This window comes from Amycolatopsis sp. w19, from assembly GCF_051373225.1.
Lineage (GTDB): Bacteria > Actinomycetota > Actinomycetes > Mycobacteriales > Pseudonocardiaceae > Amycolatopsis > Amycolatopsis japonica.
Genome location: NZ_JBPQFM010000016.1, coordinates 57,115 through 81,124 on the forward strand (window position 1 = coordinate 57,115; position 24,010 = coordinate 81,124).

The 24,010-nt window shown below is 69.0% G+C and carries 20 protein-coding genes; 12 read left to right on the forward strand and 8 right to left on the reverse strand.

Going from position 1 to position 24,010, the window contains the following annotated elements; genetic code table 11:
- Window positions 1-36 precede the first annotated feature (36 nt).
- Window positions 37-621, reverse strand: a complete 585-nt coding sequence (locus ACSMFO_RS27525) for a hypothetical protein (RefSeq protein ID WP_037346159.1) — start codon at window positions 619-621, stop codon at window positions 37-39.
- A gap of 334 nt (window positions 622-955) precedes the next feature.
- Between ACSMFO_RS27525 and ACSMFO_RS27530 the strand changes: the two genes are divergently transcribed.
- The 8 genes from ACSMFO_RS27530 (at window position 956) to ACSMFO_RS27565 (ending at window position 9,983) form a co-directional block, all read left to right on the forward strand.
- On the forward strand, window positions 956-1,393 hold the full coding sequence (locus ACSMFO_RS27530) for a hypothetical protein (RefSeq protein ID WP_436461024.1): 438 nt from the start codon (window positions 956-958) through the stop codon (window positions 1,391-1,393).
- 23 nt (window positions 1,394-1,416) lie between these two features.
- The gene (locus ACSMFO_RS27535; protein ID WP_436461025.1) at window positions 1,417-3,516 is read left to right on the forward strand and encodes a (Fe-S)-binding protein; all 2,100 of its coding nucleotides are present in this window, start codon (window positions 1,417-1,419) and stop codon (window positions 3,514-3,516) included.
- Between the two features lie 48 nt (window positions 3,517-3,564).
- On the forward strand, window positions 3,565-4,479 hold the full coding sequence (locus ACSMFO_RS27540; protein WP_436461026.1) for a metal ABC transporter substrate-binding protein: 915 nt from the start codon (window positions 3,565-3,567) through the stop codon (window positions 4,477-4,479).
- The gene (locus ACSMFO_RS27545; RefSeq protein WP_436461027.1) at window positions 4,476-5,219 is read left to right on the forward strand and encodes a metal ABC transporter ATP-binding protein; all 744 of its coding nucleotides are present in this window, start codon (window positions 4,476-4,478) and stop codon (window positions 5,217-5,219) included. The genes ACSMFO_RS27540 and ACSMFO_RS27545 overlap by 4 nt, the downstream gene beginning before the upstream one ends.
- A complete protein-coding gene (locus tag ACSMFO_RS27550; protein WP_436461028.1) occupies window positions 5,216-6,085 on the forward strand; it encodes a metal ABC transporter permease in 870 nt (289 codons plus the stop codon). The genes ACSMFO_RS27545 and ACSMFO_RS27550 overlap by 4 nt, the downstream gene beginning before the upstream one ends.
- 72 nt (window positions 6,086-6,157) lie before the next feature.
- Window positions 6,158-6,973, forward strand: a complete 816-nt coding sequence (locus ACSMFO_RS27555) for an ABC transporter ATP-binding protein (RefSeq protein WP_436461029.1) — start codon at window positions 6,158-6,160, stop codon at window positions 6,971-6,973.
- Between the two features lie 17 nt (window positions 6,974-6,990).
- Window positions 6,991-7,968 (forward strand): ABC transporter substrate-binding protein, encoded by a 978-nt coding sequence (locus ACSMFO_RS27560; protein WP_038518551.1) that lies wholly within the window; start codon window positions 6,991-6,993, stop codon window positions 7,966-7,968.
- Window positions 7,968-9,983, forward strand: a complete 2,016-nt coding sequence (locus tag ACSMFO_RS27565; protein ID WP_436461030.1) for an iron ABC transporter permease — start codon at window positions 7,968-7,970, stop codon at window positions 9,981-9,983. Before ACSMFO_RS27560 ends, ACSMFO_RS27565 begins: the two co-directional genes overlap by 1 nt.
- Window positions 9,984-10,274: 291 nt before the next feature.
- Here the strand turns inward: ACSMFO_RS27565 and htpG are convergent, their stop codons facing one another.
- From htpG to ACSMFO_RS27585, 4 genes are read right to left on the reverse strand one after another with little or no spacing between them, the layout of a single operon-like run.
- Window positions 10,275-12,140 (reverse strand): molecular chaperone HtpG, encoded by a 1,866-nt coding sequence (gene htpG, locus ACSMFO_RS27570; RefSeq protein WP_436461031.1) that lies wholly within the window; start codon window positions 12,138-12,140, stop codon window positions 10,275-10,277.
- A 20-nt stretch (window positions 12,141-12,160) separates the two neighbouring features.
- Window positions 12,161-13,756, reverse strand: coding sequence for an alkaline phosphatase D family protein (locus ACSMFO_RS27575; protein WP_436461032.1), 1,596 nt, complete (start codon window positions 13,754-13,756; stop codon window positions 12,161-12,163).
- A 50-nt stretch (window positions 13,757-13,806) separates the two neighbouring features.
- Window positions 13,807-14,421, reverse strand: coding sequence for a hypothetical protein (locus tag ACSMFO_RS27580; protein WP_436461033.1), 615 nt, complete (start codon window positions 14,419-14,421; stop codon window positions 13,807-13,809).
- On the reverse strand, window positions 14,418-15,644 hold the full coding sequence (locus ACSMFO_RS27585; RefSeq protein WP_436461034.1) for a YncE family protein: 1,227 nt from the start codon (window positions 15,642-15,644) through the stop codon (window positions 14,418-14,420). Before ACSMFO_RS27585 ends, ACSMFO_RS27580 begins: the two co-directional genes overlap by 4 nt.
- 144 nt (window positions 15,645-15,788) lie before the next feature.
- On the opposite strand from ACSMFO_RS27585, the gene ACSMFO_RS27590 reads away from it, so the two are divergent.
- Both ACSMFO_RS27590 and ACSMFO_RS27595 read left to right on the forward strand, forming a co-directional pair.
- Window positions 15,789-16,928 carry a PucR family transcriptional regulator gene (locus ACSMFO_RS27590; protein WP_436461035.1) on the forward strand — a complete coding sequence of 380 codons (1,140 nt, stop codon included), beginning with the start codon at window positions 15,789-15,791 and terminating at the stop codon, window positions 16,926-16,928.
- Window positions 16,929-16,990: 62 nt separating this feature from the next.
- Window positions 16,991-18,652, forward strand: coding sequence for a sulfatase (locus tag ACSMFO_RS27595; protein ID WP_436461036.1), 1,662 nt, complete (start codon window positions 16,991-16,993; stop codon window positions 18,650-18,652).
- An 18-nt stretch (window positions 18,653-18,670) separates the two neighbouring features.
- On the opposite strand, the gene ACSMFO_RS27600 is transcribed toward ACSMFO_RS27595, so the two are convergent.
- Window positions 18,671-19,636, reverse strand: coding sequence for a helix-turn-helix transcriptional regulator (locus tag ACSMFO_RS27600; protein WP_436461037.1), 966 nt, complete (start codon window positions 19,634-19,636; stop codon window positions 18,671-18,673).
- Between the two features lie 61 nt (window positions 19,637-19,697).
- Here ACSMFO_RS27600 and ACSMFO_RS27605 point away from each other — a divergent pair, with 61 nt between their 5' ends.
- Window positions 19,698-20,855, forward strand: a complete 1,158-nt coding sequence (locus ACSMFO_RS27605) for an epoxide hydrolase family protein (protein WP_436461038.1) — start codon at window positions 19,698-19,700, stop codon at window positions 20,853-20,855.
- A gap of 79 nt (window positions 20,856-20,934) precedes the next feature.
- On the opposite strand, the gene ACSMFO_RS27610 is transcribed toward ACSMFO_RS27605, so the two are convergent.
- Complete coding sequence (locus ACSMFO_RS27610; protein WP_436461039.1) at window positions 20,935-21,939, reverse strand: aldo/keto reductase; 1,005 nt, start codon at window positions 21,937-21,939, stop codon at window positions 20,935-20,937.
- 46 nt (window positions 21,940-21,985) lie between these two features.
- On the opposite strand from ACSMFO_RS27610, the gene ACSMFO_RS27615 reads away from it, so the two are divergent.
- Complete coding sequence (locus ACSMFO_RS27615; RefSeq protein ID WP_436461040.1) at window positions 21,986-23,338, forward strand: PLP-dependent aminotransferase family protein; 1,353 nt, start codon at window positions 21,986-21,988, stop codon at window positions 23,336-23,338.
- Between the two features lie 241 nt (window positions 23,339-23,579).
- Here the strand turns inward: ACSMFO_RS27615 and ACSMFO_RS27620 are convergent, their stop codons facing one another.
- Window positions 23,580-23,939 (reverse strand): arsenate reductase family protein, encoded by a 360-nt coding sequence (locus ACSMFO_RS27620; RefSeq protein WP_038518577.1) that lies wholly within the window; start codon window positions 23,937-23,939, stop codon window positions 23,580-23,582.
- Window positions 23,940-24,010 lie beyond the last annotated feature (71 nt).

Genomic DNA, 24,010 nt, shown 5'->3' on the forward strand with positions numbered 1-24,010 from the left:
CCACGCTGATGGCACCCATAGTGTTCCTTTTCTGCTTCAGATGTCCAAAGACTCGACCCAGAAGAACTCGCGTTCGGAGTCGTAGTCATAGAGAACCACGCGGCTGCCCGCCGTCAGGTTGCCTTGACCCGCCTGCCGAACGTCCACAATGGCCGTCGACCCGTCGGCGGCGGCGACTTCGGCCTGACCGAAGTCGTGCGTGACCGACGAGGTGCGGATGACCGCCGCCCTGCCGACGAAGTCCTTCCTGCTCGGTTCCCTCGCGGGACCGAACACCCGGCGTAGTGGCACCACGATCACCCTCGTCCCGAGTGTGCCGAGGACGAGCGCGACGGCGAGCACGCCGACCCCGAACCCGATCCTCGATGGTGTCGAAAGCTCAAGGTCATCGAGAAGAACCGTCCCTGCCAGGCTGGCGAACCAGGTGAATGCGATCAGCAAAGAGAGCGAAATGGACAGTGGGACGCCGCCGAAGCCCGCCAGGAGCCCGTCGCCGCCGTCGAAGTCGTCGACATCGACCGCACCGAGCAGTGCCAGCAGCCAGTAGCCGATCACCACGATCAACAGGAAGCTGAAGAGCACGGCCGGGAACCCCAGAGCCGCGGTGACGAACCCGCCCATCGCCGTCGTTCCCTCCCCCATTACCCCGGGTCAGGACTATAACCAGCGCGTGACGCCGGGCGGGCCGTTTTCGGCTACGACTGGGTCACGGTGTGCGGAAGCGTGCGGAGTGGTCGTGAGTGGTAAGTGACGTTCTAACGACACTTACCACTCACGACCACCTGGACCCACGCCCTTCCGCCGCGTTTCGTCCTCTGAATGCGACCGGTCGCCCAGGGTTACGCCGACCGGCCGCTCGGAAGCCATCCGGTTGGACCTGTCGCGCCATCGGGACGAGCCCTACTCTCCAGTATTGAGAGTGACACAGGACACACCACGGTCTTGGGAGGCTCCCTTGGGTTGGCACGTTCGCGAGACGATCGACGAGGATCAGCGCGAACGGCGGATCCGCCACGTCACCCGGTGCCTGAGTTGCACGCTCACCTGCGTCCATTGTGGACTCCCCGCGAGATTCTCCGTGCCCGCCGGACATCCCGGCCTCGGCGTCGTCGAACACCTCCCCGGCGTGACCTCCCCCGGCCTCCCCGATCTCGCGCTGCTGCACCGATTCTGCCGGGACAACCTCGCCGCGGAGCCGGGGATCGCACTCAGGCGCGCCTATCTCGGCCTGGCGACCGAACTCTTCGAAACGGGACGGCGGATCCGCCGTCACCGCAGGCTCGGCGTGCATCCGCCACGACCGGGCCAGCTGGAGGCCTACCGAAAACGGTGGCGAGTGGCCAAAATGCGGTACGCCTGCAAGGCGTGCCGGTACTACACCGGCTCTCACTGAGCCGATTCTCCCCCGGAGGACTCGTGCTCGTTCGTCTCATCCTCGGTCTGCTCATCACCGTCGCCGGCCTCGCCTTCGCCGCCCGTCGCGCCGCCTGGCTCGCCAAACTGATCCGTTCCGGCCAGCCGGACGAGAAACGCTCCGACGTCATGGCCGTCCGCGCGAAAACGCATCTGGCCGAGGTCTTCGGACAGCGCAAACTGCTCAAATGGTCCGTCCCCGGGCTCGCGCATCTGTTCACGTTCTGGGGTTTCGTGATCCTCGGTTCGGTCTACGTCGAGGCGTACGGCGCCCTGTTCGACCACGACTTCCACATCCCGCTCATCGGGCACTGGGCGGTCCTGGGTTTCCTGCAGGATTTCATCGCGGTCGCGGTACTCGTGTCGCTCGCGGTCTTCGCGGTCATCCGGATCCGCCAAGCGCCCGAACGGAAGGAGCGCGCGTCGCGGTTCTTCGGCTCGCACACCGGCGGCGCCTGGCTGATCCTGTTCATGATCTTCAACGTGATCTGGACGATGTTCCTCTTCCGCGGCGCTTCGGCGGCGGTCGGCGTCTTCCCGTACGAGTCGGGCGCGTGGGTCTCCCTCGGCGTCGGCGAACTCCTGGAGCCGCTGGGGACGTCGGTCACCGAACCGCTGGAGACCGTCGGGCTGCTGCTGCACATCGGCGTGATGCTGGCGTTCCTGTCGATCGTGCTCTACTCCAAGCACCTGCACATCTTCCTGGCGCCGGTCAACGTCACCGCGAAACGGCTCCCGGACGCGCTCGGCCCGCTGCTGCCGATGGAATCCGGCGGCAAGCCGATCGACTTCGAGGATCCGGGCGAGGACGACACGTTCGGCCGCGGCAAGATCGAGGACTTCACCTGGAAGGGCATGCTCGATTTCGCCACGTGCACCGAATGCGGCCGCTGCCAGTCGCAGTGCCCGGCATGGAACACCGGGAAACCGTTGTCCCCCAAGCTGTTGATCATGGATCTGCGGGACCATCTCTTCGAGAAGGCGCCGTACATCCTGGACGGCAAGGAAGCCCCCGAAGAGCGTCCGCTCGTCGGTACCAAGGAGGACTTCGGCGTCATCGACCCGGACGTCCTCTGGTCGTGCACCACGTGCGGCGCCTGCGTCGAGCAGTGCCCGGTCGACATCGAGCACGTCGACCACGTCGTGGACATGCGCCGCTACCAGGTGATGATCGAGTCGGCGTTCCCGAGCGAACTCGGTGTGCTGTTCAAGAACCTGGAGACCAAGGGGAATCCCTGGGGCCAGAACAACTCCGACCGCCTCGCCTGGACGAAGGACCTCGGCTTCGAGGTGCCGATCTTCGACGGTGAACTCGCCGACGACGTCGAGTACGTCTACTGGGTCGGCTGCGCGGGGGCTTTCGACGACAACGCCCGCAAGACCGTTCGCGCCACGGCGGAACTCCTGCATCTCGCCGGGGTGAAGTACACGATCCTCGGCACCGACGAATCGTGCACCGGCGACCCGGCGCGCCGCTCCGGCAACGAATTCCTCTTCCAGATGCTCGCGCAGCAGACCGTCGAGACGCTGAACGCGGTGTTCGAGGGCCGCGAACCGGGGACGCGCAAGATCGTCACCACCTGCCCGCACTGCCTGAACACCCTCGGCCGCGAGTACCCGCAACTGGACGGGCACTACGAGGTCCTGCATCACACGCAACTGCTGAACCGGCTCGTCCGCGCGGGCAAGCTGACGCCGGTCAAACCGGTCGACGCCGGCCCGGTGACCTACCACGACCCGTGCTACCTCGGCCGCCACAACAAGGTCTACGAGCCGCCGCGCGAACTCGTCGGCGCGACCGGCGCGACGCTCAGCGAGATGCCCCGGCACGCGGACCGCTCGCTGTGCTGCGGCGCCGGTGGCGCGCGGATGTGGATGGAGGAGCAGATCGGCAAGCGCATCAACCTCGAACGCGTCGACGAAGCGCTCGGCACCGACGCCGAAACGATCGTCACCGGCTGCCCGTTCTGCCGCGTGATGCTGAACGACGGTCTCGTGCAGCGGCAGAGCGAAAAGCGTGGCGAGAACGTCACTGTGCGCGACGTTTCCCAGCTACTGCTGGAGTCCGTACGGGACCGGGACCGGACCGCCACCGAGATTTAAGGCACACGTGAGTTGGAAGTTCGGCATACCGAACTCTAGACTCACGGGATGGCGAATCTGCGCAAGACCGTGTGCGCGCTGGCGGCGTCCGCACTCGTCCTGTCCGCATGCGGCGGACCCGCCGGCGGCACGGACGACAAGCGGCCCGTGGTGCTGACGACGTTCACGGTCCTGGCGGACATCGCCTCGAACGTCGCGGGCGACAAGCTCCGCGTCGAGTCGATCACCAAGCCCGGCGCGGAGATCCACGGCTACGAGCCCACGCCGGACGACATCAAGAAGGCCGCGAAGGCCGACTTGATCCTCGACAACGGACTGAACCTGGAGGCGTGGTTCGCCCGGTTCGTCAAGGAGAGCGACGCGCCGCACAAGGTTGTCAGCGAAGGCGTCCAGCCCATCGCCATCGGCGAAGACGCCTATCAGGGCAAGCCGAACCCACACGCGTGGATGTCCCCGAAAAATGTGGGTATCTACGTGGACAACATGGTGAAGGCGTTCAGCGAGCTCTCCTCCGGCGACGCCGCCGTGTTCAAGGCCAACGGCGACGCCTACAAGGCGAAACTGCAGGGGGTGCAGGACGAGATGACGAACGCGCTGAGCACCCTGCCGAAGAACGAACGCGCCTTGGTGACCTGCGAAGGCGCCTTCTCCTACCTCGCGCGCGACACCGGTCTCACCGAGCGGTACATCTGGGCGGTCAACGCCGAACAGCAGGCGACCCCGCAGCAGATCACCCGCGCCATCGGGTTCGTCAAGGAGAACAAGGTCCCCGCGGTGTTCTGCGAGTCGACGGTCTCCGACGCCCCGATGCGCCAAGTCGTCTCGGCGACCGGTGCCGCGTTCGGCGGCGTGCTCTTCGTCGATTCGCTGTCCGGGCCGGAAGGTCCGGTGCCGACGTACCTCGACCTCATCCGCCACGACTCGAAGACGATCGTCGCCGCGCTCACCGGGGCGAAGCCGTGACGGCCGCGATCCGCGTCGAAGGCGTCACCGTCCACTATGGCGACGTCCTCGCGCTCGACGGTGTCGACGTCACGCTCGATCACGGCCGCGTGTGCGGGCTCGTCGGGATGAACGGCTCCGGCAAGTCGACGCTGTTCAAGACGATCATGGGCATGGTCCGGCCGGACACCGGCACGGTGTCGATCGACGGCGGCACTCCCGCCCGCGCCCGCAAGACCGGCGTGATCGGATACGTGCCGCAAAGCGAGGACGTCGACTGGTCGTTCCCGCTGTCCGTGCGGGATGTCGTGATGACCGGCCGCTACGGGCGGCTCGGCTTCACGCGCCGCCCGCGCCGCGCCGACCACGACGCCGTCGACCACGCGCTGGAACGGGTCGAGCTGACCGAACTCGCCGGACGCCAGATCGGTCAGTTGTCCGGCGGGCAGCGCAAACGCGCGTTCGTCGCGCGCGGGATCGCCCAGGGCGCCCGTGTCCTGCTGCTGGACGAGCCGTTCGCCGGGGTGGACAAGCGCTCCGAGGCCACGATCACCCGGCTGCTCAAGGAACTCGCGGCCGACGGCGCCGCGGTCCTGATCTCCACCCACGATCTGCACGCGCTGCCCGGCCTGGCCGACGAGGCGATCCTGCTGATGCGCAAGGTGCTCGCGCACGGCTCCCCCGGCGAGGTGCTCCGGCCCGAGAACCTCGCGCTGGCGTTCGGACTCGATATCCTGCAACGGGAAGAAGAACCCGCGTGAGTCTCTACGACCTGTTCCTCGAACCGCTGAGCTACGACTTCATGGTGCGGGCGCTGGCGTCCACGGTGATCGCGTCCGCGGTCTGCGCGGTGCTCTCCTGCTGGCTGGTGCTGATCGGCTGGTCGCTGATGGGCGACGCGGTCTCGCACGCGGTGCTGCCCGGTGTCGTGCTCGCCTATGTCCTCGGCGCGCCCTTCGCGCTGGGCGCCGTCGTGTTCGGCTTCCTCGCCGTGGCGCTGATCGGCGTCGTCCGGGACACCAGCCGGGTCAAGGAGGACGCCGCGATCGGCATCGTGTTCACCACGTTGTTCGCGCTCGGCCTCGTGCTGATCTCGGTGACGCCGAGCCAGACCGACCTGAACCACATCATCTTCGGCAACCTGCTCGGCGTCGACACCTCGGATCTGATCCAGATCGGCGTCCTCGGCGCGATCACGCTCACCCTGCTCGTGCTCAAACGCCGCGATTTCACCTTGTACGCCTTCGATCCCACGCACGCGCACGCGATCGGGCTCAACCCGCGGGTGCTCGGCGCCGCGCTGCTCGGCCTGCTCGCGCTGACCGCGGTGGTGGCGCTGCAGGTGGTCGGCGTGATCCTGGTGGTGGCGATGCTGATCATCCCCGGCGCGACGGCGTACCTGCTGACCGACCGGTTCGGCCGCATGCTCGTGATCGCGCCGTCGTTCTCGGTACTCGCGGCGGTGGCCGGGCTGTACCTGAGCTACCACCTCGACACCGCGTCCGGCGGGATGATCGTGCTGGTGCAGGGCGCCGGGTTCACGCTGGTGTACCTGTTCGGGCCGCGGCACGGGATCGTCGGGAAGCGGCTGGCCAAGCGCCGGCGCGAAGCGGTGCGAACGGCGTAACCGGACAATCACCCCGCGCTCTGTGTCTCTCGTGACATGGGTCAGGGCGGCGCCTTAGGTTAGGCTCCCCTCATGTCTACGGAAGCCGCGCTGCTCACCGGCCATGACCTGGTGCTCGCGCACCAAGAGCGGGCCGTGGTGGACGGGGTGTCCCTGTCGCTGCGCGCCGGCTCGGTGACCGCGCTGGTCGGGCCGAACGGCTCCGGCAAGTCGACGCTCCTGCGTTCGCTGGCGCGGCTGCACAAACCCCGCGAAGGCAGCGTCCAGCTCGGGGAACGCGCCGTCTGGGGCGGGAACGCGTTGTCCGGTAAGGAATTCGCGCGCCAGGTCACGTTGCTGACCCAGCACCGGCCCACCCCGAGCGGGGTCTCCGTGCGCGACGTCGTCTCCTACGGCCGGTATCCGTACCGCTCCGGCTGGCGCGGGGTCGACATCGACGGCGCCGCCGCGGTCCGCCGCGCGATGGAGCTCACCGGCGTGACGGCGATGGCCGAACGCGGGGTCGACGAGCTCTCCGGCGGCGAACTCCAGCGCGTCTGGCTCGCTTCCTGTCTCGCCCAGCAGACCTCCGTGCTTCTGCTCGACGAGCCCACCAACCATCTCGACCTGCGCTATCAGGTCGAGATCCTCGACGTCGTCCGCGATCTGGCAGGAGAAGGCGTCGCGGTCGGCGTGGTGCTGCACGACCTCGACCACGCGGCGATCATCGCCGACGAGGTCGTCCTGCTGAGCGAGGGAACCATCGTGGCCACGGGTGACATCGGGCAGGTGCTCACCTCCGAACACCTCTCCCAGGCCTACGGCGTCACCGTCCACGTCGCGAACGACCCCGTGACGGGCGCGATCCACTGCAGGCCACTCGGGCGGCATTCGCCCAGGCCCGCCTGAGAAATCCAGGAAGAACCATGCGTTTGCCGATCCCCGCCGCCCTCGTCGCGGCGACCGCCCTGCTGCTTTCCGCCTGCGGCACCACGGAGAACACCGCGGCCGCGCCGAGCGAATCCGCCGCCGCGAGCGGACCGGTCACGGTGACCGACGCGCGCGGCAAGGCCGTCACCCTCAAGGCCCCGGCGAAGCGCGTCGTCGCGCTGGAGTGGGGCGAGGCCGAGATGGTCGCGTCGCTCGGTGTCATGCCGGTCGGCGCCGCGGACGTCGCGGGCTACAACGTCTGGGACAAGGCCGCTCCCCTGTCCGCCGAGGTCAAGGACGTCGGCAAGCGCAACGAGCCCAGCGTCGACGCGATCGTCGGGCTGAACCCCGACGTCGTCATCATCGCCGACGAGCGCGACTCGACCCTGGTCCCGCAGATCGAGAAATACGTGCCGGTCGTGGTGACCAAGTCCAGCGACGCGAGCCGGAACTTCGACCGCCTGCGCGAGGACTTCAAGCTGATCGCGAAGACGGTCGGCAAGGAGGCCGACGCGGACAAGCAACTGTCCGAAATGGACGCCAAACTCGCCGAGGGCAAGAAGACCGTCGAGGCCAAGGGCGCCGCGGGCACCCCGTTCCTGATGGCCGACGGCTACCTCGAAGGCAGCACCGTCAGCATCCGCCCGTTCGGCAAGGGTTCGCTGGTCTCCGACACCGCCGAGGCCGTCGGCCTGAAGAACGCCTGGACCGGCAAGGTCGACCCGCAGTGGGGTCTCGGCCAGACCGACGTCGAGGGCCTGACCGCGATCACCGACCCGAAGACCGTGCTGTTCTACAGCGCGTCCGAAGAGGACGTCTTCACCACCGGGCTCGCGCAGAACGCCGTCTACCAGCGGCTGCCGTTCGTCGTGTCGAAGAAGATCCACAAACTCGAGTCGGGCACGTGGACCTTCGGCGGACCGAAGTCGATCATCATGACCGCCGACCAGATCGTGAAGGCAGTCACGGCCTGATGCGTGCCCGCACCATCGCGGTGTCGGCGGGGCTGGTGGTGCTCATCGCCGTCCTCGCCGGCATCCACCTGACGCAGGGCACTTCGACGTCCGGTCCGCTGGACGTGGTGAAGGCGATCTTCGGCCAGGGCGACGCGCAGACCCTCGCGGTACTGGAGGGCGCGCGCGTCCCCCGGCTGCTCGCCGCGTTACTGCTCGGGATCGCGCTCGGTGTCGCGGGCGCGGGAATGCAGTCCGTGGCAAGGAATCCGCTCGCCTCGCCGGACACGCTCGCGGTCAACGCGGGCGCGCATTTCGCCGTGGTCGCCATCTCCGCGTTCGGTCTCTCGCTGCCGCTCGTGCCGGTGGGCGGGGCGGCGTTCATGGGCGGGCTCGCCGCGGCCGTCGTCGTACTCGGTCTCGCGGGCGGCGGTGCCGCGAGCCCACGGCTGGTGCTCGTCGGTTCGGCGATGCTGCTGGCGCTCCAGTCGGTGACCGTCCTGCTGCTGCTCCTGTTCGAGGAGGAGACGAGCGGGCTGTTCGCCTGGGGCAGCGGTTCGCTGACGGTGGCCGATCTGCGTGCGACCGGTCAGATGACGCCGATCGTGGTGATCGCCGTGGTGGCGCTCGTCGCGATGGGCGGCAAACTCGACATCCTCGCCCTCGGCGACGACAACGCGACCGTGCTCGGCCTGCGCGTCCGCCGGACCCGGGTCACCGCGATCGTGCTGACCGTCGCGCTGACCGCGGCGGCGGTGACCGTCGCCGGACCGGTCGGGTTCGTCGGGCTGAGCGCGCCGGTGGTCACGCGGCTGCTGCTGCCGATCGCCAAACATCGTGCCCTGCTGCCGGTTTCCGGGCTGGTCGGCGTCGTCACGGTGCTCGGCGCCGACGTCGTCCTGCGGGCGATCATGGGCTCGGCCGCCGCCGTACGGGTGCCGACCGGGGTGGTGACCACGATCGTCGGCGCCGTCGTGATGGTGTGGCTGGCGCGGCGCGGCCGGGGAAGCGGCTCGCGCCGTCCGGCCCCGGCCGGGCGGGTCGGGGTCGCCGGATCGACCCGGCGGCTCGTGCTCATTTCCGTCGTCCTGGTGGCTCTCCTCGCCGTCGTCCCGGTAGCAGGCCTGATGCTGGGCGACCGCATGGTGCTGCTCGGCGATCTCGCGAACTGGGTCACCGGCAACACCGGGACCGCACTCACCTTCGTGCTGGACCAACGGCTTCCGCGGGTGCTGGCCGCGCTGCTCGCCGGTGCCGCGCTGGCCGTGTCCGGCTGCGGGATCCAGTCGGTCAGCCGCAATCCGCTCGCCGAACCCGGGTTGCTCGGCATCACCGCGGGCGCCGGGCTCGGCGCGATCACGCTGATCACCATCGTCCCCGCGGTCGGCGCCTGGTCGATCGCCGGTGCGGCCGGGGCCGGCGCGACCGTGGTGTTCCTGCTGGTCTACGGGCTGGCGTGGCGGTCGGGGCTGGATTCGGACCGGCTGGTGATCATCGGCATCGCGGTCTGGTCGGCCGGGATGGCGCTGATCACGCTGCTGATCGTGGTCTCCGACCCGTGGAACTCGGCCAAGGCGCTGACCTGGCTTTCCGGGTCGACCTACGGCCGCACGCTGGACCAGGTCGTGCCGGTGGCGCTCGCGCTCGTCGCGCTGACGCCGTTGCTGTGGATCAAGCACCGGGAACTCGACCTGCACGCCCTCGACGAGGACACCCCGCGCGTGCTCGGGATGCGCATCGAACGGTCACGGCTGGTGGTGCTGGCGGCGTCCGGGATCCTGGCGGCCACCGCGGTGTCCGCCATCGGTGTGGTCGTCTTCGTCGGTCTGGTCGCACCGCATCTGGCGCGCTCGCTGGTCGGGGGACGGCACGGCCGGATCGTCCCGGTGGCCGCGGCGCTCGGTGCGCTGCTGGTGAGCGTCGCGGACACCCTGGGGCGGACGGTCATCGCGCCCGCCCAGATCCCGGCGGGCCTGGTCATCGCGATGGTCGGGACGCCGTACTTCGTGCTGGTGCTCTGGAAGACCCGGCCGTAGCGAGCCGTCAGGATGCCGGGACGGCGAAGGTGCGTGTTCCGGACGGGCTGTCGGCCTTGAGTCGGCGGTGCAAGCGGGCTCACCACTGAGGCCCAGCCCCACGACTGTCCAAAAAGGTCACTTTTCGAGATCAACGCGTCCGATTTAGGCACTTTGCGCAGTATTGCGCGGGGGTCGTGAGTGGCAATGGTCGTTCTAACCCTCTTTGCCACTCACGACCTCAGCACAAAGCGCTCAAATCGGGCATCGAGTCAGTCTCGGCGTCCCTTGTGGACAGTTCAGCCCACGGAACTACAGGGTCTTCTGCAGGTGCGTGGCGAGGAGCTTCGTGAAGCGCGCCGGGTCGGCCAGTTCGCCGCCTTCGGCGAGCAAAGCCATGCCGTACAACAGTTCCGCGGTCTCCGCGAGCCCTTCGGACTCGCCCTTCTCGGCGAACGAGGACCGCAGCCCGGACACCAGCGGGTGCCCCGGGTTCAGTTCCAGGATCCGCTTGATCTGCGGCAGTTCCTGGCCCATCGCGCGGTACATCTTCTCCAGCGTCGGGGTGACGTCGTTCGTGTCGCCGACGATGCAGGCAGGCGAGGTCGTCAGCCGCGACGAGAGCCGGACCTCCTTGACCTGTTCCGCCAGCGTCGTCGTCAGCCAGGTCAGCAGCCCGGAGAACTCTTCCTTCTGCTCGTCGGTGGTGTCGGAGTCGAGTTCGACCTCGCCCTTCGCGACCGACTGGAACTGCTTCTCCTCGTAGCCCGAGACGGCGTCGACCCACATCTCGTCGATCGGGTCGGTGAGCACGAGCACCTCGTAACCCTTGGCCTGGAAGGCTTCCAGATGCGGGGAGTTCTCGATGCTCTGCCGCGATTCGCCGGTCAGGTAGTAGATGTGCTCCTGGCCGTCCTTCATCCGCTCGACGTACTCACGCAGCGACGTGAGCTTCTCCGGGTCGTTCGTCGATGCGAACGAGCAGATGTCGAGGATCGCGGTGCGGTTCTCGTGGTCGTCCAGCAGGCCTTCCTTGACGGCCCGGCCGAACTCCTTCCAGAAGGTGTCGTACTTGTAGCGGTTCTCGTCGGCCATCAGGGTCTTGACCGTCGACAGCACCTTCTTGACCAGGCGACGGCGGATCAGCTGGATCTGCCGGTCCTGCTGCAGGATCTCGCGCGAGACGTTGAGCGAGAGGTCCTGCGCGTCGACGACGCCCTTCACGAAGCGCAGGTACTCCGGCATCAGCGCTTCGCAGTCGTCCATGATGAAGACGCGCTTCACGTACAGCTGGACACCGCGTTTGCGCTCCCGCATGAACAGGTCGAGCGGCGCGTGGCCGGGCAGGAACAGCAGCGCCTGGTACTCGAAGGTGCCCTCGGCCTGGAGCCGGATCGTCTCCAGCGGGTCGTTCCAGTCGTGCGCGACGTGCTTGTAGAACTCGTTGTACTCGTCCTCGGTGACGTCGGACGACGGACGGGCCCACAGCGCCTTCATCGAGTTGACCGTGACGACCTCTTCGCCTTCGGTCATCCGGATGGGCCAGGTGATGAAGTCCGAGTACTTCTTGACGATCTGCTTGATCTTCGTGGCCGAGGTGTAGTCGAAGAGCTGGTCTTCGGCGTCCTCGGGCTTGAGGTGCAGGACGACCGACGTGCCCTGCGGCAGGTCCGGGACCGTCTCGATGGTGTACGTGCCTTCGCCCTCGGATTCCCAGCGGACGCCCTCGTCCGATCCGGCGCGGCGGGTCAGCAGCGTGACCTTGTCGGCAACCATGAAGCTGGCGTAGAAGCCGATGCCGAATTGGCCGATCAGATCCTGCGAGGCCGCGGAATCCTTGGTCTCCTTCAGTTTCTTCAGGAATTCGGCGGTGCCGGATTTCGCGATCGTGCCGATCAGCGCCACGACGTCGTCCCGGCTCATCCCGATTCCGTTGTCCCGCACGGTGAGGGTGCGGTTTTCGGGGTCGGTCGCGATCTCGATGTGGAGATCGTCGGTGTCCGCCTGGAGTTCCTTGTCACGGAACGCTTCGAGGCGGAGTTTGTCCAGTGCGTCGGAGGCGTTGGACACCAGCTCCCGCAGGAAGGTGTCCTTGTTCGAGTAGATCGAGTGGATCATCAGCTGAAGCAGCTGACGTGCCTCCGACTGGAACTCGAGTGTTTCGGCAGAGGTTGTCACGGGCCGATATTACCCAGCGCCTATTCGGCCCGGGTAAGCCTCTGTCGGGCCACTTCGACCAGTCCGTCGCCGGTCGCCTGCTCGATCGTCGTGACGCACGCCCGGCCCTCGGTCTCGACCGTGGCGATGACGTTGCCGAAATGCGGTCCGGACACCTTGGTCCAGGTCAGCGGGTCGGGCGCGACGCCGCCCCGGCCGGCCCAGCGGCGCGCGAGGGACGCCAGCGCGGCCGACCACGTGCCGGCGAAAGCCCATCGGAGGAAACGCGGCATGGCGTTGTGGACCGGGGAGCAGGTGAGCTGGAAGACGGTCGAAGTCACCGGCTCGGGGTAGTGCGCCTCGGCGATGTAGGCGTGGTGGACGTCGCCCGAAAGCACCGCGATGGTGGCGGGCGGATCGTCCCGCCGTCCCTCGCGGGCGATCATCGCGGACAGCCGCTCGAACGACGCCCGGAACGCGGCCCAGTGTTCGAGGTCGGCGGCCTGGCGGATCTTCTCCGCGAGCCTGCCGCGCCATCCGGGACGGTCGCAGGCACGTTCGTTCAGCGACTGCAGGTGGGAGATGACCGGCGGCAGCAGCCAGGGCAGCGACGAGCCGATCAGCAGGTGGTCGCACGGCGCGGCGGCGTTCTCCTCGATCCAGTCGAATTCGTCGTCGTCGACCATGGACCGCGCGCCGCCCGCCAGGATCCGCCCCGCCCGGCTGTCGATGACCAGCAACCGCACGCCGCCGAAGTCCCGGCGATAGCTCCACCGCGCGCCTTTGGTGCCGTCGCGTTCGTTGTCGGCCTCATCGGCGAACGCGGAGAGCAGCTCGGCGTTGTCACCGCCGGAACCGATCGCCTTCCGGAAGGTGGCGTCTTCGGCGAGTTCCGCGGGGCCGAGGTTCCCCAGGTGCTGGTAGACCCAGTACGACATGATCGCGCCGCGCAGCCGTTCCCGCCACCACGGCTGCGCGCGCATCCGCCGCTGCCAGGCGAGGGAGGTGTTCCAGTCGTCGCGGACGTCGTGGTCGTCGAAGATCATCGACGTCGGCACGGTGGACAGCAACCAGCGGATCGCCGGCTCGCCCCAGGCCTCGAAGTACAGATGGGTGTATTCCTCGAAGTCCATCACCTCGGTACCCGGCGGCCGGGAGGTGTCCCGGCGGCGTTTCAGCCATTCCTGCGTCTCGTCGGTGGTCTCGTCCGCGTAGACCTGATCACCCAACATCAGCAACGCCTGCGGCCACTCGGCTTCCTCGCCCGCGGCCATCCGGCGGGCGTACGCGGCCAGCGCGTCCGGGCCGAAGGCGTCGCCGTCGTGCGGTTTGCGGCACGAGCCGAAGACGAGCCGGACCCTCGACTCCTCCTCGGGCAGCGTCCGGATCCGGCTCGGCGGGAACTCGGAACCGGCCGGAGGCCACACCTTTTCGCCGTCGACGCGCACTTCGTACTCGACGCACGAGCCGGGTTCGAGACCGGTCAGCACCAGCAGGGCGTAGTGATGGCCCTTGATCTCGAACGTCCTCGCGGTGGTGCCGAGCACTTCGACCTCACCGGCGGTGCCGGTCTCGACCCACACCGTCGCCGACGTCTCGTCGACATGCCGCAGCAAGGGCCCCAGGCGCAGACTCATTCCTGAAACGGTGCCACAGCGGAGCCAAGATCGTGCGCTGAGCGGACTCCTCAGCCGAGCCGCGAAAAGATCTCGCGGATCTCGGCCAGCGACTTCTCCCGTTCGGCGTCGTCCTCGTACCAGCCGTCGGCGGCGCGGTCCCCGACGATCGCCTCGGGCGTGAACTCCTCACCGAACCGGTAGTCGCCGAGGCAGTAGGTGAACCCCGACTCGCTCAGCGGGTCCAGACCCTCCTCTCGGCAGTGGTCGAGGAAGCCTTCGGCCTGCAGCCATCGCGCCCCGTCGAACCAGAACACGCCGCCGGCGTAGAGGATCGTCGCTCCCGAATCCGAGACGAGGTTCAACGACTCGTAGTTCTCGGGCTGGTCGCGCACGAGCGCGACGAGGTCTTCGGGAACGCCACGGTAGAGCGCCTCCTGCACCGAGTAGTCGCCCTCGGCGTACAGGTTCAGGTCGGACTCGTGGTCGAAGGTCAGCAGCAGCGCGCGTCCGTCCGGCGTGAAATACCAGACCGCCGACTCGCCACCGCCGTTGTTCCAGGCGTAGCGCACCGCGCCGTCCACCGCGATCGGGTCGATCTCGGTGACCGCGTCGATCACCGCGGCACGCCGCCGCACCTCGTCGAGGGATGTCGCACCGAGGGCCGCCCAGATCTCTTCGCTCACCCGCGCAGACTACCGGTGCGCACGTGGCCGATCCGGATCCGCTGCGGGTGGTCGCCGACCGGAATGGACTTCACCTTCGCGCCGGTCGCGAAGTCGATCGCCGTCACCTGGTCCGAGCCGCTTTCCGAGATGACGCAATGCCTTCCGTCACCGCTCACGGTCGCCCAGTACGGCTTCGCCGCCGTCACGAGCTGAGCCTCCCGCAGGCTCGCGCGGTCCACAATGGTCGCGTAGTCGTCCATCGTCCCGGCGACGCAGAGCTTGTCACCGGCCGGGCTCATCGAAAGCCCGTGGTGCCGGGAGTCGTTGACCCAGGTGGTGCGGTCCTCGCTGGTGTCCGGGTTCTTCGGCAGCGTCTTCGACCGCGTGATCCGGTCGGTGGCGACGTCGTATTCGAGAAGGCCGTTGAAGAACGACACCTGGAAGTACAGCTTCGACTCGTCGGGGGTGAAGGCCACCGGCCGGACGGCGTCGGAGAGATCGCCACGCCCGAAGGCGTCCAAGCGCTCGCGCATGTCGATCACCTTCACCTGCTTGAAGGTGGTCGCGTCGACGACGGTGAGCCGCCGGTCGCCCTTGGTGAAGTCCTGCCACGGCGCGTCGAGCGCGGTGTTGACCTCGCCGATCGAGCTGTTCCAGAGGTACCGGCCGCCGTCGGTGTAGGTGTTCTCGTGCGGCTTGTCGCCGGTCTTGAACGAGCCGAGCTGCCGTCCGGTCTCGATGTCGAGCACGTGGACGGTGTTCGACGTCGAGGCCGACACCGCGATGCTGCGGCCGTCCGGCGACACGGCCATGTGGTCGGAGCGGAAACCCGACACCGGGAACCGCCAGTTGACGCGGCCGGTGGCGAGGTCGATCGACACGACGTCGGCGAAACTCGGGCGGGACGCGACCACCGCGCGGCCGTCCGGGGTGGTGTAGAGGTCGTCGACGAGCTGGTCGTGTCCCTCGCCGACACCGTTGCGGATGCCGAGGAAGAAGGCGAGTTTGATCGGGTTCAGGTAGATCTCGGTGAGCCGCTCGGCCTTGTCCGGCACCATGTCGACGCGCGCGATCTTGGCGTAGTCGCCGGAGGGCGCGATGACGTCCGCGGTCCCCTCCCAGTTGTTGCCCACGAACAGCACCTGCCGCAGGCCGTCTTCCGCCGCGGCGGCGGGCGCCGAGCCCAGTGCCGCGGCGAGGCAGGTCACGAGGACGGTGTTCAGCAACCGGCGTTTCCGCATCACGCGCACCTTTCGGCGAGGGCCTGTTACCTTTCGGTAGCTCACAGGAAACCAACCGGCCGGACACCCTCGGTAGGGGACGGTCGCCAAGGACCGCCGGCTTCGTTGTGCACCGGGCACAATCCGCGCGGGAAGGCGGTGGCGATGGCGCACCGGTCGCTCCACGAGGTGCTGGCCGCGATGGCCGCCGACGCCGACGTCGTCGACGAAGTGGTCCGGGCCGCCCGCACGGAGTCGCCGGAAGTCGCGAGCCTGCCGGTGAGCGAGAACCGGCGGCACGTCGCGATCGTGCTCGCCGCCGGGCTCGCCTCATTCGACCGGCCGGGCGGGGCCGGGGAGCAGGACTACGCCGCGGCCGCCGTCCTCGGCGCGGACAGGGCCGCGCAGGGGGTGCCGCTCGCCGCGCTGCTGCGCGGGGTGCAGGCCGGCCGCAGCCGCGCGGTCGAGATCGCCGTCGAACGCGGCAAGGCGGCCGGGGTGCCGGACGACGTCATGCTGGCGGCCCTGGTCGACTTCGACCGGAACACGCGCGCGCTCGAACGGCAGGTCATCGCCGGATATCACGAGGCCGAACTCGAACTCTCCCGCACGGTGCACGACAGCCGGGCCCGGTTGCTGCGGCGGTTGCTGGGCGGCGACACGGCGGCGCCCTCGGCCGAGGAGGTCGCGAACGTCGGGCTGAACCCGGGCGGACGCTATCACTGCCTGCTCTCCGACGTCGGCGATCCGTACCAGGCGCGGGTCGTCGAGCGACGGCTCGGCGCGACGGGTGGCGTCTTCGGCCTGGTCGACGGGCGGCTGACCGGGCTGGCGCCGCGGCTTCCCACCCCGTCTGCGCTCGGGGACGACGTCCTGATGGTGGTCTCCCCCGCCGTCCCGCTCGCGGAGGTCCGCGGGATGCACGCGCTGTGCGTGATGGCCTTGCCGACGGCCGCGCGGTCCCGCGGTCTGCACGCGGTGGCCGATCTGGCCGTCGAGACCGCGCTCGCCGCCCAGCCGGGGCTCGCCGCACTGCTCGGTGACACCCTGCTGAGCGCGCTGACGCCGGGCGACGACTTCCACGGGCAACTCGTCTCGACCGCGCTGGCCTACCTCGACCACGGGCGACGGCTCGACCAGACCGCCGCGGCGTTGCACGTCCACGCGAACACCGTGCGGTACCGGCTCGCCCGGCTCGGCGAGATCACCGGGGCGTCGCTCGATCCGCCGGAAGACGACGGCGGTACGCATGTGCGGCACACCGTCGGCTGGTGGTGGGCGCTGCGCACCTGGCGCTCGGGCTGAACCGCCGGGGTCCGTCGTCCGTGTAACCCGGTGAAGGCTTCTCCACCCGGAAGGAACCCGCCTTGTCGGTTTTCACGCGCCCCGCCCTCGTGGGCCTGCCCGGCGACCGGACGGCCGCCCGTGAGATCGCGTCCAGCGCGGTGACCACCCTGTCCGCCGTTCTCGTGCTGTTCGCCCTGCTCGCGCCGAACGACCTCGACGCGCTGACACCCGAAGCGTTCGTGCGGTTGCCGGTCGAGGCGCTGCTCGGGGTGGCGGTGGTGCTCATGCTGCGCGACGGCGCCCGGCGGATCGTCGCGGTGTCCGCCGGCGCGATCCTCGGGCTGCTGACCGTGTTCAAGGCCATCGACATCGGGTTCGGGCTCGCGCTGAACCGGCGGTTCAACCCGGTTTTCGACTGGGGTGTGCTCGGCAACGGCGTCGACCTGCTCGGTACGTCGATCGGCCGGGCGGGCGCGATCGCGTCGTTCGCCGGGCTGACGCTGCTCGCGGTGGTGGTGATCGTGCTGATGGCGCTGGCCGTGCTGCGGTTGAGCCGGGTGGTCGCCGGACGGCGCACGGCGTCGACCAGGGTGACGGCCGTGCTCAGCGTGGTCTGGATGGTGTGCGCGGTCTCCGGCGCGCAGCTCGCTCCGGGACAGCCCCTCGCTTCGCGCAGTGCGGTCGCCTTCGCCTACGACGACCTCCGCCAGGTCCGGGCCGGGATCCGGGACAGGCAGGCCTTCGCCGAGGAAGTCGCCGTCGACGCCTTCCGTGACACGCCGCCTTCCGGACTGCTGAACGCGTTGCGCGGCAAGGATGTGCTGTTCACCTTCATCGAGAGCTACGGCCGGGTGGCCGTCCAAGACTCCGATATCGCGCCCAAGGTCGACGCGGTCCTCGACGCCGGGACCGCGCGGCTGAAGAACGCGGGCTACGGCTCGCGCAGCGCGTTCCTGACGTCGCCGACGACGAGCGCGGGCAGCTGGCTGGCGCACTCGACGTTCCAATCCGGGGTGTGGGTCGACAGCCAGCACCGCTACGACGACTTCGTGAAGACCGACCGGTTCACCCTCGGCGGCGCGTTCGAACGCGCGGGCTGGGAGACCGTCGGCGTCGTCCCGGCGCATACCGAGGATTGGCCGGAGGGCGAGGTCTACGGCTACGACCGCTACTACGACTCGCGAAGCATCGGGTATCACGGCCCGCAGTTCTCCTACGCCACGATGCCGGACCAGTTCACGCTTTCGGCGTTCCAGCGTGCCGAACGCGGGAAGCCGGACCGCCCGCCGATGATGGCGGAGATCGACCTCGTCACCAGTCACTGGCCGTGGACGCCGCTGCCCCGCATGGTCGACTGGGCCGCCGTCGGCGACGGATCGATCTACGATCCCATGCCCTCGCAAGGGAAAACCCCCGAAGAGGTCTTCACCGACCCCGCCAAGGTGCGCGGCGCGTACGGCGACTCGATCGCGTATTCGCTGAACTCGCTCATCTCGTACGTGGAGACGTACGGCGACGACGATCTCGTGCTCGTGTTCCTCGGCGACCACCAGCCGAATCCGATCGTCGCCGGCGCGGGCGCGGATCACGACGTCCCGATCACCGTGGTCACGCGGGACAAGGCCGTGCTCGACAAGGTCGCGGCGTGGCACTGGCAGGACGGCCTGCACCCGGACCGGAACGCGCCGGTGTGGCGAATGGACACGTTCCGGGACCGGTTCCTGACCACTTTCGCCCGCTGAAAACCCGCATTCAGAGGACTAAATGCGGGTGGCGTCGCGATATCGATCGGCCAGCTCGCGCAAGTAGTCGACTAACTGCGGGGGTTCGGTGACGTGGAATGGGGCGTTGAGGAGTCCTAAGTGGACGGCCATCGTCTCGATGCTGTCCGCGCCGGTGTGCAGGACGCAGGTGTTCGCGTCGACGGCCTCCACCGTCCCGACGGCCGGGTTGATCCGCGCGGTCACCTCTTCGGCGGACGCGTGCACCGTGACGTCGGCGCGGTAGCGCCAAGCGGCGGACGAAACCCCGCGCCGCACGCGGTCCGTGACGTCTTCGGGCAGTTCGCGCGCGGTGAACCGCGGGCCGGTGGGGATACGCGGGGTCAACCTGTCGACGCGGAAGGTGCGCCAGTCGCCGCGGTCGAGGTCGAGGTCCCAGGCGACCAGATACCAGCGGCGTCCCCAGTTCACCAGGCGATACGGCTCGACCTTGCGGACGCTTTCCGAACCGTCGTGGGTCCGATAGCCGAATCGCAGCACCTCACGGTCCCGGCAGCAGGCCGTCAGCACGGTGAGCGTCTCGGCGGCGACGCGCGGGCCGGGCTCGTCCCTCGGCACCGGGATCGTGTACGCCTGCAAGGCGTTCACGCGGCGGCGCAACCGGGACGGCAGCACCTGCTCCAGCTTGGCGAGCGCGCGCAACGACGTCTCCTCCACGCCCGCGATGGTGCCGCCGGCGGCGGTCCGCAGGCCGATGGCGACGGCGACGGCTTCCTCGTCGTCCAGCAGCAACGGCGGCAGATCGGCGCCCGCGCCGAGCCGGTAACCGCCGACGGAACCGCGGGTCGCGTTCACCGGGTACCCGAGCGCGCGGAGACGCTCGACGTCGTTGCGGATCGTGCGGGCGCTGACCTCCAGGCGTTCCGCGAGTTCGGTGCCGGTCCAGTCACGGGGAGTCTGCAGCAGGGAGAGCAGACGGAGCAGTCTTGCCGAGGTTTCCAACATTTCTTCAGGCTGCTCCTCCATTAGGAACGGGATGTTCCTAATGTCACTCTACCTTGGTCTTATGAACGCAAACACCGAGATCAAGCCCTTCCGCGTCGAGGTCCCGCAGGCCGAACTGGACGACCTCGCCGACCGTCTGGCCCGCGTCCGCTGGGCGAACGAACTGCCCGCCGACCAGGTGACCGACGGGGTGCAACGCGGACCGGTCACGCCGGGCTGGGAGTACGGCGTGCCGCTGGAGTACGTGCGACGGCTGGTCTCGTACTGGCGTGAGGGCTACGACTGGCGGAAGTGGGAGGCGAAGCTCAACGAGTACCCGCAGTTCACCACGGAGATCGACGGGCAGAACATCCATTTCCTGCACGTCCGCTCGCCGGAGCCGGACGCGACGCCGCTGATCCTCACCCACGGCTGGCCGAACTCGGTCTTCGAGTACCTCGACCTGATCGACCAGCTGACGGACCCGCGTTCCCACGGGGGCGACGCGGCGGACGCGTTCCACGTGGTCATCCCTTCGCTGCCCGGGTTCGGCTTCTCGGGCCCGACGCGCGAGAAGGGCTGGAACCGGTACCGCACGGCTCAGGCGTGGGCCGAGCTGATGCGCCGCCTCGGTTACGAGCGCTACGGCACGCACGGGAACGACGCCGGTTCGTTCGTCGCCCCCGAGGTCGGCCGGATCGACGCCGAGCACGTGCTCGGTGTGCACGTGACGCAGCTGTTCTCGTTCCCCAGCGGCGATCCGGCGGAGTTCGAGGGCATGACCGAGAAGGAACTGGAGTACATGCAGTTCCTCCAGTCCTTCAACGACGACATGTCCGGCTACGCGAAACTCCAGGAGAGCGCGCCGCAGAACCTCGCGCACGCGCTGGCCGACTCGCCGACCGGGCAGCTGGCCTGGAGCGCGCAACTGCTGGCGGGCACGAGCGACGACCACGTGCTCACCAACGCCACGCTGTACTGGCTCACCAACACCGCGGCTTCGGCGGCGCGGTTCTATTACGAGGACAAGCACAGCGAGCACCCGGCCGAGCCGACGACCGCGCCGACCGGGCTGGCCAGCTTCGCCTACGACTTCCGGCCGCTGCGGCGCTTCGCCGAGCGGGACCACGCGAACATCGTTTCGTGGCAGGAATTCGACCGCGGCAGCCACTGGGCGACGCAGGACGCGCCGGACCTTTTGGTGGGAGACATCCGGGCGTTCTTCCGCAAGCTTTCCTGACGGGGGCTGAAGGGAGCTTCCACCGCATGTCATGCGGTGAAAGCTCCCATCGCCGCGTCTCATGCGGTGAAAGTCCCCTTCAGCTACCGGCGCCGTCCAGTACCGCCATGGCCTCCGCGCTCAGCTCCAGCGTGAAGGCCGGCCGGATCGCCTCGTAGTGTTCCCAGGTCCGCGGCCCGATCAGCGGCAGCACCCGCGGCGACGTCTGGCGCAGCAGCCACGCCAGCGCGACCTGGTTCCCGGTCGCCCCCACCTCCCGCGCCACGGTCTCGACGGCGGCCATCCGCGCCTCACCGTCCGCGCCGACGTAGGTCTGCCAGACGGGATGCGCCAGCCGCCGCGCGGAGTCGTCGTAGATCCCGCGCAGGATCGACGAGTACGCGGCGAGCGCGATGTCTTCGTTGTCCCGCAGGAAATCGAGCATGTCCCCGGTGGCCAGCGACGCCGAATCGGCCACCGGCCGCAGATACGAATGCTGCAACTGGACGGCCACCGGCGAGGCCCAGCCGTGCCGCTCCGCGAGCGCGCGGATCCGCTCCAGCCGCCAGGTGCGGACGTTGCTCCAGCCGATCTGCCGCACCTTCCCCGCGCGGACGATCTCGTCGAGCGCGGCCAGCGTCTCCTCCAGCGGGGTCGCCCGGTCGTCGACGTGGACGTAGTACAGGTCGATGTGGTCGGTGCCGAGCCGCCGCAGGCTTTCGTCTACGCCGCGCCGGATCACGTCGCCGCCCGCGCCCTCGAAATGCCGTCCGATGTAGTCCCAGTCCGCGGTGCCGTCGTCGTGATACCCCTTGCGCGCGCTGTCGGCGTCGGCGACCGCGGCCGACACCTTCGTCGCGAGGAAGACCTTGTCCTGCCTGCCTTTCAGCAGTTTCCCGAGCAGTTCCTCGCTCTCCCCGCCCGACGCGCCGGGCACCCACCACGAGTAGCAGTTCGCGGTGTCGAGGAAGTCGCCGCCGTCGTCGAGGTACGCGTCCAGGATCCGCGCCGAGGTCCGCTCGTCGGTGGCGGTGCCCATCGTCATGCACCCGAGCGAGACCTGGCTGACCTTCCGGCCGGTCCGGCCGAGTTCCACCTTTTCCATGGTCTGGACCTTATGCGCGATCGGTCCGGTACTACAGTCCGTTCACATGACCGGATCCCGGACCAATCTGGCTTGGGACGTGCTTCTCGACCTCTCCGGGCCGGGCCCCAGGCACGAGCGGCTCACCAGGGCGCTGCGCACCGTGATCCGCGAAGGCACGCTCGGCTCCGGCGCCGCGTTGCCACCCAGCCGCACCCTCGCCGCGGATCTCGGTTGCTCCCGTTGGGTGATCACGCAGGCGTACGAGCAACTGATCGCGGAGGGCTACCTCGCCGCGCGCACCGGATCGGGCACCGTCGTGCGCTGGTCCGCGTCGGGCGCCGAGCCCGCGAAACCCGCCGGACGCAAGGTGTCGCCGCCCGAGATCGACCTCGCGCCCGGCCTGCCCGATCTGCGGCACTTCCCTCGGACGCGCTGGGCGGAGGCGGTCCGCGAAGTACTCGTGAACGCGCCCCACGGCGAGTTCGGCTACCCCGTCCCCGGCGGGCATCCGCGGCTCCGCGCCGTGCTCGCCGACCACCTCCGCCGCTGCCGGGGTGCGGTCGTCGACGACGTGCGGATCGCGTCCGGCGTCACCGACGCGTTCGGCCGCCTGTGCCGGGCGTTGCTCGCGGCCGGGATCACCCGCGTCGCGGCCGAAGACCCCGGTTGGCGCACCCTGCGCCGCATCGCGACACGTGCCGGGCTCGACGTCGTCAGCGTCCCGGTCGACGAAGACGGGCTCCGCGTCGAGGACATCCCTCCCGGCGTCCGGGCCGTTCTCGTGACCCCGGCGCACCAGTTCCCCACCGGCACCGTCTTGTCGCCCGCCCGCCGCGCCGGGTTGCTGGCCTGGGCGCGCGAGGCCGACGGCCTGATCATCGAAGACGATTACGACGCCGAGTTCCGCTACGACCGGCGTCCGGTCGGGACGGTGCAGGGGATGGATCCGGCGAGGGTCGCGCTCCTCGGGTCGGTCAGCAAGACCCTCAGTCCCGCGCTCGGCCTCGGCTGGTACGCCGTCCCTCCACAGTGGACGGACCGGGTCGAGTCCTCGCCCACTCCGCCGGCATTGGACCAGCTGGCGTTCGCGGCCTTTCTCGAACGCGGCTCGTACGACCGGCACCTGCGCGCGGCCCGGCGCCGCTACCGCGCCCGGCGCGACGCCCTGGTCGACGCGCTCGGCCCGGCGCGTCTGTCCGGCGTCGCCGCCGGCCTGCACCTCGTACTGGAGCTGCCCGGCGGATCCGCCGCCGCGGTGGTGGAACGGGCGGCGGACAAAGGCCTGCGCGTGGCCGATCTCGACGACTACCGCGTCGCACCCGGCGAACCCGGGCTGGTCCTCGGCTACGGCAACCTCGCGGACGGTTCCGTCGGCACCGCCGCCCGCCTGCTGCGGGAGGCCATCGCGCACCCCTAGTGAGTGGCAAGGACGGCTATGGAGGGGTGAGGCAAATGTGACGTATTCGGGCTGGACTGGGTGATGCGACGCCGCACTCGCGTGCTTGGAGAACGGGCTCTGCCACGTGAGCCGAGGGGTGAAGGGGCCCTTCGTCGCATCGGACGCGGCGAAGGGAGCCTTCACTCCACCACCGAGCCCGCCCGCGAACACAACACGTTTGACTTTCGACTTCTAACCGTCCTCGCCACTCACGAGGCGGTCAGTCCGGAAGTACCGACTGAACGGCCTCCGGGGTCCGCCCGACCACGGTCGTGCCGTCGTCGGCGGTGATGATCGGCCGCTGGATCAGCTTCGGATGCGTGGCCAGTGCCTCGATCCAGCGGTCGCGGTCGGCGGGGGTGCGCCCCCAGGTCTTGAGTTCGAGTTCCTTCGCGATCGGCTCGGCGGTGCGGGTGATGTCCCACGGCTCGAGCCCGAGCCGCTTGAGGACGGCCTTCAGCTCCTTCGCCGTCGGTGGCTCCTCGAGGTACTTCCGCACGGTGTACTCGGCCCCCGCCTCGTCCAGCATCGACACCGCGGACCGGCATTTGGAACACGCCGGGTTCACCCAGATCTCCATCCGGGGCCACCTCCCTTCGAAAAGTGCTCACTCGATGAGCACTTTGCTTCCGATGATGGTCATAGACGTTA

What these genes read in the sequence shown, in the direction of transcription:
- ACSMFO_RS27615 (WP_436461040.1), top strand. Translation starts at nt 21,986, where the DNA reads ATGACCGGATCCCGGACCAATCTGGCTTGGGACGTGCTTCTCGACCTC.
- ACSMFO_RS27560 (WP_038518551.1), top strand. Translation starts at nt 6,991, where the DNA reads ATGCGTTTGCCGATCCCCGCCGCCCTCGTCGCGGCGACCGCCCTGCTG.
- ACSMFO_RS27590 (WP_436461035.1), top strand. Translation starts at nt 15,789, where the DNA reads ATGGCGCACCGGTCGCTCCACGAGGTGCTGGCCGCGATGGCCGCCGAC.
- ACSMFO_RS27555 (WP_436461029.1), top strand. Translation starts at nt 6,158, where the DNA reads ATGTCTACGGAAGCCGCGCTGCTCACCGGCCATGACCTGGTGCTCGCG.
- ACSMFO_RS27585 (WP_436461034.1), bottom strand. Translation starts at nt 15,644, where the DNA reads ATGCGGAAACGCCGGTTGCTGAACACCGTCCTCGTGACCTGCCTCGCC.
- ACSMFO_RS27605 (WP_436461038.1), top strand. Translation starts at nt 19,698, where the DNA reads ATGAACGCAAACACCGAGATCAAGCCCTTCCGCGTCGAGGTCCCGCAG.
- ACSMFO_RS27600 (WP_436461037.1), bottom strand. Translation starts at nt 19,636, where the DNA reads ATGTTGGAAACCTCGGCAAGACTGCTCCGTCTGCTCTCCCTGCTGCAG.
- ACSMFO_RS27575 (WP_436461032.1), bottom strand. Translation starts at nt 13,756, where the DNA reads ATGAGTCTGCGCCTGGGGCCCTTGCTGCGGCATGTCGACGAGACGTCG.
- ACSMFO_RS27565 (WP_436461030.1), top strand. Translation starts at nt 7,968, where the DNA reads ATGCGTGCCCGCACCATCGCGGTGTCGGCGGGGCTGGTGGTGCTCATC.
- ACSMFO_RS27540 (WP_436461026.1), top strand. Translation starts at nt 3,565, where the DNA reads ATGGCGAATCTGCGCAAGACCGTGTGCGCGCTGGCGGCGTCCGCACTC.
- ACSMFO_RS27620 (WP_038518577.1), bottom strand. Translation starts at nt 23,939, where the DNA reads ATGGAGATCTGGGTGAACCCGGCGTGTTCCAAATGCCGGTCCGCGGTG.
- ACSMFO_RS27525 (WP_037346159.1), bottom strand. Translation starts at nt 621, where the DNA reads ATGGGCGGGTTCGTCACCGCGGCTCTGGGGTTCCCGGCCGTGCTCTTC.
- ACSMFO_RS27610 (WP_436461039.1), bottom strand. Translation starts at nt 21,939, where the DNA reads ATGGAAAAGGTGGAACTCGGCCGGACCGGCCGGAAGGTCAGCCAGGTC.